Annotated in this window: 10 protein-coding genes and 1 pseudogene; 6 read left to right on the forward strand and 5 right to left on the reverse strand. The window is 71.3% G+C overall.

What is annotated here, in order from left to right; translation table 11 throughout:
* Nucleotides 1-11: 11 nt before the first annotated feature.
* On the forward strand, nt 12-1,697 hold the full coding sequence (locus tag ACWEEU_RS02855; protein WP_385745032.1) for a protein kinase domain-containing protein: 1,686 nt from the start codon (nt 12-14) through the stop codon (nt 1,695-1,697).
* Nucleotides 1,698-1,819: 122 nt separating this feature from the next.
* Here ACWEEU_RS02855 and ACWEEU_RS02860 read toward each other — a convergent pair whose 3' ends face one another.
* Entirely contained in the window at nt 1,820-2,836 is a 1,017-nt protein-coding gene (locus tag ACWEEU_RS02860) for a phosphotransferase (protein WP_385745038.1), read from the reverse strand.
* A 590-nt stretch (nt 2,837-3,426) separates the two neighbouring features.
* Here ACWEEU_RS02860 and pdhA point away from each other — a divergent pair.
* The 3 genes from pdhA to ACWEEU_RS02875 are packed head-to-tail and all read left to right on the forward strand — an operon-like array spanning nt 3,427 to nt 7,020.
* Entirely contained in the window at nt 3,427-4,638 is a 1,212-nt protein-coding gene (gene pdhA / locus ACWEEU_RS02865) for a pyruvate dehydrogenase (acetyl-transferring) E1 component subunit alpha (protein ID WP_385745030.1), read from the forward strand.
* Between the two features lies 1 nt (nt 4,639).
* Nucleotides 4,640-5,617, forward strand: a complete 978-nt coding sequence (locus tag ACWEEU_RS02870; RefSeq protein WP_385745028.1) for an alpha-ketoacid dehydrogenase subunit beta — start codon at nt 4,640-4,642, stop codon at nt 5,615-5,617.
* 11 nt (nt 5,618-5,628) lie between these two features.
* On the forward strand, nt 5,629-7,020 hold the full coding sequence (locus ACWEEU_RS02875) for a dihydrolipoamide acetyltransferase family protein (protein ID WP_451727785.1): 1,392 nt from the start codon (nt 5,629-5,631) through the stop codon (nt 7,018-7,020).
* Nucleotides 7,021-7,092: 72 nt separating this feature from the next.
* Here ACWEEU_RS02875 and ACWEEU_RS02880 read toward each other — a convergent pair.
* A pseudogene (locus tag ACWEEU_RS02880) lies at nt 7,093-7,350 on the reverse strand (DNA-binding protein); the annotation flags it as partial.
* A 117-nt stretch (nt 7,351-7,467) separates the two neighbouring features.
* Nucleotides 7,468-8,364 (reverse strand): D-alanyl-D-alanine carboxypeptidase family protein, encoded by an 897-nt coding sequence (locus ACWEEU_RS02885; protein WP_451727788.1) that lies wholly within the window; start codon nt 8,362-8,364, stop codon nt 7,468-7,470.
* Nucleotides 8,365-8,575: 211 nt separating this feature from the next.
* On the opposite strand from ACWEEU_RS02885, the gene ACWEEU_RS02890 reads away from it, so the two are divergent.
* Entirely contained in the window at nt 8,576-9,226 is a 651-nt protein-coding gene (locus tag ACWEEU_RS02890) for a GntR family transcriptional regulator (RefSeq protein WP_385745022.1), read from the forward strand.
* On the forward strand, nt 9,223-10,539 hold the full coding sequence (locus ACWEEU_RS02895; RefSeq protein ID WP_451727792.1) for an MFS transporter: 1,317 nt from the start codon (nt 9,223-9,225) through the stop codon (nt 10,537-10,539). Before ACWEEU_RS02890 ends, ACWEEU_RS02895 begins: the two co-directional genes overlap by 4 nt.
* Nucleotides 10,540-10,711: 172 nt before the next feature.
* Here ACWEEU_RS02895 and ACWEEU_RS02900 read toward each other — a convergent pair whose 3' ends face one another.
* The gene (locus ACWEEU_RS02900; RefSeq protein WP_385745018.1) at nt 10,712-11,530 is read right to left on the reverse strand and encodes an SAM-dependent methyltransferase; all 819 of its coding nucleotides are present in this window, start codon (nt 11,528-11,530) and stop codon (nt 10,712-10,714) included.
* A gap of 113 nt (nt 11,531-11,643) precedes the next feature.
* Nucleotides 11,644-12,468 (reverse strand): maleylpyruvate isomerase family mycothiol-dependent enzyme, encoded by an 825-nt coding sequence (locus tag ACWEEU_RS02905; protein ID WP_385745015.1) that lies wholly within the window; start codon nt 12,466-12,468, stop codon nt 11,644-11,646.
* Nucleotides 12,469-12,540 lie beyond the last annotated feature (72 nt).

The raw sequence follows: 12,540 nt of genomic DNA on the forward strand, positions 1-12,540 counted from the left end.
GGCGAGGACCGATGGCACAGACGCACGGCGCCCAAGGCCCGTCCGACGACCCCGAGGTGGCCGCGGGCGGCATGGCGGACGCGCCGGAGGCGTGGGGCAACGGCGGCCTCGTCGGCGACGGCCGTTACCGGCTGACGCACCGGCTCGGCCGCGGTGGCATGGCCGAGGTGTTCGCCGCCGAGGACATCCGTCTCGGCCGTACCGTCGCGGTCAAGCTGCTCCGTGCCGACCTCGCCGAGGACCCGGTGTCCAAGGCGCGCTTCACGCGCGAGGCCCAGTCGGTCGCCGGGCTCAACCACCACTCGATCGTCGCCGTGTACGACTCCGGCGAGGACGAGGTCAACGGCCAGGCCGTGCCGTACATCGTGATGGAGCTGGTCGAGGGCCGCACCATCCGCGATCTGCTGATCGACGCCGAGGCGCCGGGCCCCGAGCAGGCCCTGATCATCGTCTCCGGCGTGCTCGACGCGCTCGCCTACTCCCACCAGCACGGCATCGTGCACCGTGACATCAAGCCGGCCAACGTCATCATCACCGACAACGGCGCGGTCAAGGTGATGGACTTCGGCATCGCCCGCGCCCTGCACGGCGCGCAGTCCACGATGACCCAGACCGGCATGGTCATGGGCACCCCCCAGTACCTCTCCCCGGAGCAGGCGCTCGGCAAGGCCGTCGACCACCGCTCCGACCTGTACGCGACCGGCTGCCTGCTCTACGAACTCCTCGCGCTCAGGCCCCCGTTCACCGGTGAGACCCCGCTCTCGGTGGTCTACCAGCACGTGCAGGACATGCCGGTGCCGCCCTCCCAGGTCGCCGACGGCGCCCCGCCGGAGCTGGACGGCCTGGTCATGCGCTCCCTCGCCAAGGAGCCGGACGACCGGTTCCAGACGGCCGAGGAGATGCGCGGTCTGATCCAGTACGGCCTGCAGATGCTGTACGACCAGGGCAGCCACACCGGCACCTGGAACACCGGGCCGGTGGACGCGCCCGAGGCCCGGCACACCCCGCCCGGCGGCTTCGCGGGCACCACCGTGATGCCCCAGTCCGGCGGGTACGGCGGCGGCACCACGCAGATCCCGCAGCCGATCCTGCCCGGCGGCTACGGCCGCGGCGACGACGGCGGCTTCGAGGGCCACGGCAACCATGGCAGTGGCCGGGGCAAGCTGTGGCTGCTCGCCGCGCTCGCGGTGGTCGCGGTGGTGGCCGGTGTCGCGCTCGCGCTCAACAAGTCGGGCGGCCACGACACCCCGACGAACAAGCCGTCGCCGAGCCACTCCAAGACCCACCACAAGGACGACAAGTCCAGCGAGACCCCCGACGACGGCACCACCGACGCACCCGACCAGAACACGGGCACGCAGGGCGGCGGCTCGGGCGGTTACAGCGGCGGCTACCGGACGCCGTCGAAGACCCAGACCGCACCCACCACCTCGGGTCCGACGGACGATCCCTCCGACACCACCGACGGCGGCTCGGACCAGGGTTCGAGCGGCGGGAACGACGAGGGCACGACCACCGGCAACGGCGGCGCGAGCCAGGGCACGTCGAACACCGGCGGCACCAGCACAGGCGCCACGAACACCGGCGGCACCAGCACCGGCACCACGAACACCGGCGGCACGAACACGGGCACCACGACCGGCACCGCCGACCAGGGCGCCACGACCGAGGGCAGCGCGGGCGGCGACGGAACTTGAAGCCCGCCGACCCTGGGCCCCACGACGTCACCGTGACGGGGCCCGGGTCGCCGGAGCCGGACCCCGGCTCGTGAGGGACGCCCCGCAGGGCCCGGGAAGGACGGGCCGCCCGTGACGGCGTCTCAGCTCGTGAAGGCGTCGCAGACCGCCTCGTACTCGCGGGTCCACCACACCACGAGGGCCGAGGCGGCCGGGAACTGGCAGTCGGCGCGGGTGTCGTCGCGCTCGTAGTGCCAGCGCAGCATCCAGAAGTCGTTCAGGCGCTCCCACCACACCCGGTGCACGGCCGCCGCCAGCTCCGAGGGCGTGGCGCGGGCCGCGCGCCGGTACGTGCGGGCGTATGCCCTGACCTTCGGCAAATCCAGTGTGCCGCCGGGACGAAGAAAGAAGATCGCGGCGGCGCGGACCGCCTCCTCCGCGCGCGGCTGCACGCCGAGCCGGTCCCAGTCGACGATGGCGGCCGGGGCGTCGTCGACGTAGAGCAGGTTGAACGGGTGGAAGTCGCCGTGCACCCAGCCCACCGGTCCGCCGCGCGGCGGACGCCGTCCCGCGTGTTGTTCCAGCAGGTCACGGCGTTCCAGCAGGCGTCGGCGGGCCAGTTCGTCGAAGGTGTCGGCGGGCCGGTGGCGGCTGACGCGGCCGAGCAGGTCGTCGATGAGCGCGTAGGTGTCGGCCGGGTCGGCGCTCTCCACCGGGTGCGGGCTCGTCGCCGGGCGGGTGCGCCCCTTGGGCGGCATCACGCGCTCCAGACAGGCGTGCACGGCGCCGAGGAGTGCGCCCAGGCGCGCGCTCTGGGCGCGGGTGAGCTGGCCGCCGTGCCGGTGGCCGCCGTCGATCCAGGGGTGCAGCGCGTAGGCGTGCCCGCCGATCACCGCGACCGTACGGCCCTCGCGGTGGGTCAGCGGCTGGGCGACCGGCACGCCGACCGCGGCCAGGCGTCCGGTGGCGCGATGCCGGCGCTCGATGGCGGCGGGGTCGGCGGTGTCCGGATCGAAGTGGTGCTTGAGGAAGTAGTGCCCCCGGGTGGTGCGCACCCGGTATCCCCGGTTGAGCAGCCCCTGGTCGACTGGTTCGCAGGCGAGGGGCGTACCGGCTCCGTAGAGACGTAACAAGGCGCCAAGAGGGGGCGCGTGGGGCACGAGGGGTGGTACACAAAGGCGCTGCACGCGGCAGATGCTAGGGCACGAAAAGCGGCCGTGAGCTGGGCCTTGTCACAGGCAGTCGCCGCCGGTCGCATTCGGTCACACGATGTACCGCCGTGAACTCCGGGGCGGTTTTCCGAAGGCGTCCGGGGAATTCCGGAAAAGGAGTCGCCGAGACGGCGCGGAACCGGGCGCCGAACAGGTGTCGAACCGGGCACCGAACTCCGCGCCACGCCCGTGCGCACTCGTGCGCGGAGTCTTCCCGTGACCTGGGTGAGCGGGATAACGTGCCGTTGCTCCGGCCTCCTGCAAGGCTGTGACCAGGGAACTTCCGGACTTTGTCGATTTACTTGGAAATCCAAGCAAAATCGCAGGTCAGGTGGGGTTTCACAGAAATGTGGAGCACTGGGTAACGTAAATGTCGCAGGGCGCTCGCCGGGGCACCTGTCACGCCTGTTCCCGGCCGAGTGGCACCCACCCCGTGCCCGGTGGTCGTGAACAGGTGGCCGCTCCCCCGGCTCCGACCGAGCAAGGGGGACCTCAGGCTCACCGGCAACCCCGGGAGCCGGAACGACGGAGGAGCACACGTGACCGTGGACAGCAGTGCCGCGCGCAAGCCGCGACGCGGCGCCGCAGGCAAGACCGGGAAGACCGGCGGCAGCACCGGCACCACCGGCACCAGGCGCACCACCCGCACCGCCGCGCGCCAGAGCACCGAGCCCGAGCTGGTGCAGTTGCTGACGCCCGAGGGCGAGCGCGTGGCGAACGCCGAGTTCGACGCGTACGTCGACGGCATCACCCCCGAGGAGCTGCGCGGTCTCTACCGCGACATGGTGCTCACCCGCCGCTTCGACGCCGAGGCCACCGCCCTGCAGCGCCAGGGCGAGCTGGGCCTGTGGGCCTCGCTGCTCGGCCAGGAGGCCGCCCAGATCGGCTCGGGCCGTGCCACCCGCGAGGACGACTACGTCTTCCCGACCTACCGCGAGCACGGCGTCGCCTGGTGCCGCGGGGTCGACCCGACCAACCTGCTCGGCATGTTCCGCGGGGTGAACAACGGCGGCTGGGACCCCAACGGCAACAACTTCCACCTGTACACGATCGTCATCGGCTCGCAGACGCTGCACGCCACCGGCTACGCGATGGGTGTGGCCAAGGACGGCGCGGACTCGGCCGTCATCGCCTACTTCGGCGACGGTGCCTCCAGCCAGGGTGACGTGGCGGAGTCCTTCACCTTCTCCGCGGTCTACAACGCCCCCGTCGTGTTCTTCTGCCAGAACAACCAGTGGGCGATCTCCGAGCCCACCGAGAAGCAGACCCGCGTCCCGCTCTACCAGCGCGCGCAGGGCTACGGCTTCCCCGGCATCCGCGTCGACGGCAACGACGTGCTGGCCTGTCTCGCCGTGACCCGCTGGGCGCTGGAGCGTGCCCGCGACGGCGAGGGTCCGACCCTGGTCGAGGCGTTCACCTACCGGATGGGTGCCCACACCACCTCCGACGACCCCACCCGCTACCGGGGCGACGAGGAGCGCCAGGCGTGGGAGGCGAAGGACCCGATCCTGCGGCTGCGCCGGTTCCTGGAGGCCGGAAACCACACGGACGAGGGATTCTTCGCGGAACTGGAGGCCGAGTCCGAGGCGTTGGGCAAACGAGTGCGCGAAGCGGTCCGCGCCATGCCCGACCCGGACCGGTTCGCCATTTTCGAGAACGTGTACGCGGACGGGCACGCGCTCGTCGACGAGGAGCGCGCCCAGTTCGCCGCCTACCAGGCGTCGTTCGCGGACGTGGAAGGGGGCAACTGACATGGCCGAGAAGATGGCTCTGGCCAAGGCGATCAACGAGTCGCTGCGGCGCGCCCTGGACACGGACCCCAAGGTCCTGGTGATGGGCGAGGACGTCGGCAAGCTCGGCGGCGTGTTCCGGGTGACCGACGGTCTCCAGAAGGACTTCGGCGAGAGCCGGGTCATCGACACCCCGCTGGCCGAGTCCGGCATCGTCGGCACCGCGATCGGCCTGGCCCTGCGCGGCTACCGCCCGGTGGTGGAGATCCAGTTCGACGGCTTCGTCTTTCCGGCGTACGACCAGATCGTCACCCAGCTCGCCAAGATGCACGCGCGCTCGCTGGGCAAGGTCAAGATGCCCGTCGTCGTGCGCATTCCCTACGGCGGCGGCATCGGCGCGGTCGAGCACCACTCGGAGTCCCCCGAGGCGCTGTTCGCGCACGTGTCCGGCCTGAAGATCGTCAGCCCGTCCAACGCCTCGGACGCCTACTGGATGATGCAGCAGGCCATCCAGAGCGACGACCCGGTGATCTACTTCGAGCCCAAGCGGCGTTACTGGGACAAGGGCGAGGTCGACGTCGAGGCGATCCCCGCCCCGCTGCACAAGGCCCGCGTGGTCCGCGAGGGCACCGACCTGACGCTGGCCGCCTACGGCCCCATGGTCAAGCTCTGCCAGGAGGTGGCCGACGCCGCCGCCGAGGAGGGCAAGTCCCTGGAGGTCCTGGACCTGCGCTCGGTCTCCCCGATGGACTTCGACGCGATCCAGACCTCGGTGGAGAAGACCCGCCGCCTGGTGGTCGTCCACGAGGCGCCGGTGTTCTTCGGCTCCGGCGCGGAGATCGCCGCGCGCATCACCGAGCGCTGCTTCTACCACCTGGAGGCCCCGGTGCTCCGGGTCGGCGGCTACCACGCCCCGTACCCGCCGGCCCGCCTGGAGGAGGAGTACCTGCCGAGCCTGGACCGGGTGCTCGACGCCGTCGACCGCGCCCTGGCGTACTGAGGAAGGTTTTCGTGACGACGATGACGGAAGCTTCCGTGCGCGAGTTCAAGATGCCGGACGTGGGCGAGGGGCTCACCGAGGCCGAGATCCTCAAGTGGTACGTGCAGGTGGGCGACAAGGTCACCGACGGCCAGGTGGTGTGCGAGGTCGAGACCGCCAAGGCGGCCGTCGAGCTCCCCATCCCCTACGACGGGGTGGTGCGCGAGCTGCGCTTCCCCGAGGGGACGACGGTGGACGTGGGCACGTCGATCATCGCGGTGGACGTGTCGGGCGGTGAGGCGCCCGCGGTGGTGGAGCCCGAGGTGGTGGCCGCTCCCGCTGCCGCCGAGGAGGCCGAGCCGCAGAAGCGTCAGCCGGTCCTCGTCGGGTACGGCGTGGCGGCGTCCTCCACCAAGCGGCGCCCGCGCAAGGGCCCCGAGGTGACGGTGTCGGCGGCCGCGCAGGCGGTGCAGTCCGAGCTGAACGGCCACGGTGCGGCGCCGTCCGCGCCCGCCCCCGTGAAGGAGCGCCCGCTGGCCAAGCCGCCGGTGCGCAAGCTGGCCAAGGACCTGGGCGTCGACCTCGCCACCGTGACGCCCTCCGGCCCGGACGGGATCATCACCCGCGAGGACGTGCACGCTGCGGTGGCCCCGGCGGAGCCGGTGACCGAGGCGCCCGCGGCTCCCGCCGCGCCCGCGACGCCCGTAGCCACGTACGACACCGCCCGCGAGACCCGTGTCCCGGTCAAGGGGGTCCGCAAGGCGACCGCGCAGGCGATGGTCGGCTCGGCGTTCACGGCGCCGCACGTCACGGAGTTCGTGACGGTGGACGTGACGCGGACGATGAAGCTGGTCGAGGAGCTCAAGCAGGACAAGGAGTTCGCGGGGCTGCGGGTCAACCCGCTGCTGCTGATCGCCAAGGCGATCCTGGTGGCGATCCGCCGCAACCCGGACATCAACGCGTCCTGGGACGAGGCCGCCCAGGAGATCGTGCTCAAGCACTACGTCAACCTGGGTATCGCCGCGGCCACTCCGCGCGGTCTGATCGTGCCGAACATCAAGGACGCCCACACCAAGACGCTTCCGCAGCTCTCCGAGGCGCTGGGCGACCTGGTGACGACGGCCCGCGAGGGCAAGACCTCCCCGGCGGCCATGCAGGGCGGCACCATCACCATCACCAACGTCGGCGTCTTCGGCGTCGACACCGGTACGCCCATTCTCAATCCGGGCGAGTCCGCGATCCTCGCGGTCGGCGCGATCAAGCTCCAGCCCTGGGTCCACAAGGGCAAGATCAAGCCCCGTCAGGTCACCACGCTCGCGCTCTCCTTCGACCACCGCCTGGTCGACGGCGAACTGGGCTCCAGGTTCCTGGCGGACGTGGCGGCGATCCTGGAACAGCCGAAGCGGTTGATGACCTGGGCATAGTGCGCCCTTTGGCCTGCGGAAATGCCGAGACAGTGACCTCCGGTCACTGTCTCGGCATTTTCTCGGCACCACTCAGCTCTGACTGAGTACATAAACCGGCGCCCCGTTCTCCGCCCCTCCACGAGCGCGACTACAGGCGTGTTTGCGGAGCAGGCGCAGACATTCGTTGACCCGACGGACCGTCAACCCGGTGCGGGCAGCGCTGGATTCGAGGGGCTCACGGAGTTCCCCCTTCTCGACGAGGACCGGGGCGATGACGACCGCCACGGTCCAGACGTCTTCCGTCACGGACAGCCGCTCACGCCTGTCGGCCAGGACGGTGGCGGTGGTGGCGTGGCGGGCGGGCGAGCGCGCTGGCACAGGTGAGGGAGGAATTCGCAAATGCCAGGGGGCCCGCCGCTGCCGACTCGGCTGCGGCGGGCCCCTCCCCCCGGTCTGCGGGTGGCGTTACTTGGCGAAGCCGTAGTTCAGGAGCTTCTTGGCGTCCGTCTCGCGCTGGGCGACGGACGTGGAGGCGAGCACCGTGCCGATGACCGTCTTGCCGTTGCGGGTGGCGGCGAAGACCAGGCAGTACTTGGCCTCGGGGCCCGAGCCGGTCTTCACACCGATGGTGCCGCTGTAGTTGCTGAGCAGCGTGTTGGTGTTGGTCCACGCCTTCATCGTGCGCGTGCTGCCGCTCTTGGTGGTCGTCTTGGCCGTGTACGACTTGGTTTTGACGATCGAGCGGAACGTGGAGTTCTTCATCGCGCTGCTGGCGATCTTCGTCAGGTCGCGCGGCGTCGAGTAGTTGGAACCCTTGCCGATGCCGTCGAACGAGTCGAAGTGCGTGTTCGTCAGCTTCAGGCTCTTCGCGGCGGCGTTCATCTTGCCGAGGAAGGAGTTCACGCGGGCGGTGTGGGTGCTGCCCGAGCCGAACTTGTCCGCGAGGACGTAGGCCGCGTCGCAGCCGGACGGCAGCATCAGCCCGTAGAGGAGCTGACGGACGGTGACCTTGTCGCCGACGATCAGACCGGCCGAGGACGCGTTGTTGGCGACGATGTAGTCGCTGGCGCCCTTCGGGATCGTGACCTTGGTGTCCAGGTTGAGGTTCGGCTGCGCCAGCACGACCTTCGCGGTCATGATCTTGGTGGTGGAGCCGGTGGAACGGCGGGTGTCCGCGGCCTTGGTGAACAGCGACGTACCCGTCGCGTTGTTCATCACGAAGCCGCCCTTGGCCACGATCGAGGGCTTGGTGACGGCCTGCGCGGGGGCAGCGGTGAGGGCACCGGTGGTGAGCAGGGCGCCGGACGTCACGGCGACGGCGGCGGCCTTGCGGAGGCGGGAGCCCTTGATGCCGGTAATCAAAGCGGAATACCTCGATTGTCTTGAATGCCCTATAAAAAGCGGCCTGGTTGAGGTGGCATGAAAGTGGGGCCGCACGTGTGTGACACCCGTGGGGTGTGGATGGTTGCGCGACACGGAGAGATTTTTCCGCCGACTTTTCCGGGCACCGCGATCCGGTCCGCATGGTGGACGGCCCTCCCCGCTGTCCGCCTGTTGTATCTATCCTGTGGACATGCAAACGGCCACCCGGCAGCCACCCGCCGCCGAACGTGTATACGCCCACGTCAAGCAAGGCGTCCTCGATCGCAGCTACGAGGGCGGCACCCTCCTCACCGAGGGTGAGCTGGCCGAGGCGGTGGGTGTCTCGCGCACCCCCGTCCGCGAGGCACTGCTGCGCCTGGAGGCGGAGGGGCTGCTGCGGCTGTACCCGAAGAAGGGCGCCCTGGTCCTGCCCGTCTCCGCGCAGGAGATCGCGGACGTGGTGGAGACCCGGCTGCTCGTCGAGGAGCACGCCGCCCGCAAGGCCGTACCCGCCCCGCCCGGTCTGCTGGAGCGGCTGACCGAGCTGCTGGAGCGGCAGCGGGAGCAGGCCGCCGCCGGTGACTTCGCCGCGGCCGCCGTCACCGACCGCCGCTTCCACGCCGAGATCGTGCGCAGTGGGGGGAACGAGATCCTCTCCCGCCTCTACGACCAGTTGCGCGACCGGCAGTTGAGGATGGGCGTCGCCGTCATGTACTCCCACCCGGACCGCATCGCCAAGACGCTCACCGAGCACGCGGAGATCCTGGACGCGCTGCGCTCCGGCGACGCGGAGGCGGCGGTCGGGATCGTGCACCGGCACGTGGGGTGGTTCTCCCACCTGGCGCGCGGGGAGGTGCGATGAGCACGCGAGCCGACGCGGGGAGCCGTGTCCTGCCGGGTGATCCGCCGGGCGGCGGGCGCGCGGTCGCCGTGTGGTGCATAGGCGTGGCGGTCTACTTCGTGGCCGTCATCTTCCGTACCTCGCTCGGTGTCGCGGGACTGGACGCGGCCGACCGTTTCCACGTCGGCGCCTCCGAGCTGTCGACGTTCTCGATCCTGCAGCTGCTGGTGTACGCGGGGATGCAGATACCCGTCGGCCTCCTGGTCGACCGGCTCGGTACCAAGAAGGTGCTGTGCATCGGCGCCGTCCTCTTCACCGCGGGTCAGCTCGGCTTCGCCTTCTCCCCCTCCTACGGCACCGCGCTCGCCTCCCGCGCCCTGCTCGGCTGCGGCGACGCGATGACCTTCATCAGCGTGCTGCGGCTCGGCACGCGGTGGTTCCCGGCGCGGCGCGGCCCGATGATCGCGCAGCTCGCGGCGCTGGCCGGCATGGCGGGCAACCTCGTCTCCACCCTCGTCCTCGCCCGGCTGCTGCACGGGCTCGGCTGGACCCCGGCGTTCGCGGGCAGCGCGCTCGCGGGTGTGGTCGTGCTGGTCCTGACGCTGCTGTTCCTCAAGGACCACCCCGAGGGGCACGAGCCCGAGCCGTCCTCGCACCGGGGCGCCGCCTACGTCCGCCGTCAGATCGCCGAGTCCTGGCGGGAGCCGGGCACCCGGCTCGGCATGTGGGTGCACTTCACGACCCAGTTCCCGGCGATGGTGTTCCTGCTGCTGTGGGGCCTGCCGTTCCTGGTCGAGGCGCAGGGGCTCAGCCGCGCCGTGGCGGGTGAACTCCTCACCCTGGTCGTCCTGTCCAACATGGTCGTCGGACTCGTCTACGGCCAGATCGTCGCGCGGCACCACACGGCCCGGCTGCCGCTCGCCCTCGGTACGGTCGCCGCGACCGCCCTGCTCTGGGCGCTCACCCTCGCCTGGCCCGGCGACCGCGCCCCCATGGCGCTGCTCCTCGTCCTCTGCGTCGTCCTCGGCGCGTGCGGCCCCGCCTCGATGCTCGGCTTCGACTTCGCCCGCCCCGCCAACCCGCCCGAGCGGCAGGGCACCGCTTCCGGCATCACCAACATGGGCGGCTTCATCGCCTCCATGACCACCCTCTTCGCCATCGGCGTCCTCCTCGACGCCACCGGCGACGACTACGCGATCGCCTTCTCCGCGGTCTTCGTCCTCCAGGCGGTGGGCATCGTCCAGATCCTCCGCCTGCGCGGGCGCGCGGCCCGGCGTGAGCGTGAGCGGCTGGTGGCGAGCCGGGTGGAGACGGTGCATGTGCCTGCGGCGTGAGAGACCTCAGGTCGGGTGACGCGGCTTCCCGTACGGGCGGTGTGATCACCAACGGACGACGCCGGTACGGGTGGCGCGGCAGGGGCGGGTGCCGGGCGACCCGAGCGGGCGCGGCCCTGCACGCGGCGCCCGCCGCCCCAGGCATCTCCCGCCGGCCCCGGCATCCCCCGCGTCAGCCCCGCCCGGTGCCCCCGGCCACCGGCACGAGCGTCAGGTACGCCAGCCCCAGCACCCCCCGATAGCTCATCCACTGCCCCCGATGCCGGTCCAGCCGTTCGCGGACGGAACCCGCCTCCGGACGGTCGGGGTGCGTCGCGAGCCAGACCTCCTGGTCCGCCTGGTACGCCGATTCGAACGCCTCCCATTCCGCGAGGGTCGCCGTCTCCGTCCACTCGGGGCGGAAGCCCGCTGTCACGGCGAGATCGAGGAGGGCGGGGAGGCCGTGGTGGTCGTCGGACGAGGCGCCGGGCCACATGCCGGCCAGCTCGGTGTCGGTGGGCGGCCGTTCCCAGAAGCCCTCGCCGAGCAGGACACGACCGCCGTCCGCCACGAGGCGCCGTAGCTCGCGGAGTGCCTCGGCGGTGGGGGACCCGGCCGTACTCAGCGCCTGGCTGGAGCCCACGCACAGCACCAGGTCGGCGGGCCCGCGGCGGGTGCCGGTGGCGGACTCGGCCAGGAAGTCCACCCGCGCGGCGAGCCCCCGTGCTTCGGCCTCGCGGCGCCCTCGCGTCAGGTCCGCCTCGTCCAGGTCGATCCCCGTACCCCGCGCCCCGGGTACGGCCGCCAGGACCCGGAGCAGCAACTCCCCCCAGCCACAGCCGATGTCGAGCACGGTGCGGGGGCGGGTCGCGGCGAGCCGCCGTACCAGCGCGTCGGCGCGGGGCTCGGAGAGGGGCCCGTGGAAGGTGAGCCGGTGATGCGGTGACGGCGGACCTTCCACCGCGTCGGCCGGGATGCCCTGCGCTGTGCCGTGCGTCGCGTCGGTCGCCATGCGCGGCACGCTAACGGGGCGGGAGGTGAGGAGGCACGCGAATTGCCCCGGCAGCCGCCCCACCGAGCCCCGGCCCACCCCACCCGCCTCCGCCGAACCGCCGGAGGCCGAGGCTACGGCGTCACGGAGAAGTTCCGCAGGATCGCCGACACCAGTTCCGGGTCGCCCTCCGTCTTCAGCCGGTCCGCCACCGACTCCGGGGTCACGCGGCCGCAGGCGAGCTTGAAGTACGTCTCCCAGTCCAGGGCGAAGGAGGCGGCGGGGCCGAGGGCGGGGGAGGTTTCGAGGGTGCCCCGGCCCTGGATGTCCACGCGGATGGTGCGGAGGAATTCCAGCGGGCCGTGGACGTCGAAGACGATGGCCGAACTGCGGGGCGCCTCCGCGTGCTTGGCGACGACCTTGGGGAGTGCGAGGAGGAGCAGGTCGCGGGTGACGTGGGCGCCCGGGGAGTCGAGGTTGCCGGGGCGCCCGAGGGCGGTGCGGAGGTCCTGCTCGTGGACCCAGACGTCGAACGCCCGCCGCCGCATGGCCTCTTCGAGGGTGATCTCCTTGCCGAACGGACCGCGCACCAGCGTGCCCGGCTCGCGGGACTCGTTGCGGAGCTGACGGTTGCGCCGGATGATCGTGTACTCCAGCTCGGACGTCATCTCCGGCGCCGTGTGATGGCGGCGCACGTCGACCTGCATCTCCATGTACCGCTGGTGCTCGTTGGTGACGTGGAAGAGGTCGCGGGGCAGCGCGTGGATGGGCCGGGGGTCGCCGAGCATCTCGCAGTCCAGGCCGATGACGTGCGAGACCACGTCCCGCACCGACCAGCCGGGGCATGGCGTACGCCGGTTCCACTCCCCCTCGACCAGTGGGTTGACCAGCTCGGATATCGCGTCGACGGAGTGGGTCCAGGCATCGGCGTAGGGCTGGAGGGTGGGATGCAGACTCACGGAACGGGAACCCCTCGGCGGTCGGTACACGGGCAGAATCGAACGGCTTTGCCAGCGGGCGGCGGCTGCACT

The sequence above is a fragment of the Streptomyces sp. NPDC005004 genome, assembly GCF_053600675.1.

Bases quoted from the DNA above. Each gene is read 5' to 3' on its own strand.
- ACWEEU_RS02890 (WP_385745022.1), top strand. From the start codon at position 8,576: ATGCAAACGGCCACCCGGCAGCCACCCGCCGCCGAACGTGTATACGCC.
- ACWEEU_RS02855 (WP_385745032.1), top strand. From the start codon at position 12: ATGGCACAGACGCACGGCGCCCAAGGCCCGTCCGACGACCCCGAGGTG.
- ACWEEU_RS02895 (WP_451727792.1), top strand. From the start codon at position 9,223: ATGAGCACGCGAGCCGACGCGGGGAGCCGTGTCCTGCCGGGTGATCCG.
- ACWEEU_RS02870 (WP_385745028.1), top strand. From the start codon at position 4,640: ATGGCCGAGAAGATGGCTCTGGCCAAGGCGATCAACGAGTCGCTGCGG.
- ACWEEU_RS02900 (WP_385745018.1), bottom strand. From the start codon at position 11,530: ATGGCGACCGACGCGACGCACGGCACAGCGCAGGGCATCCCGGCCGAC.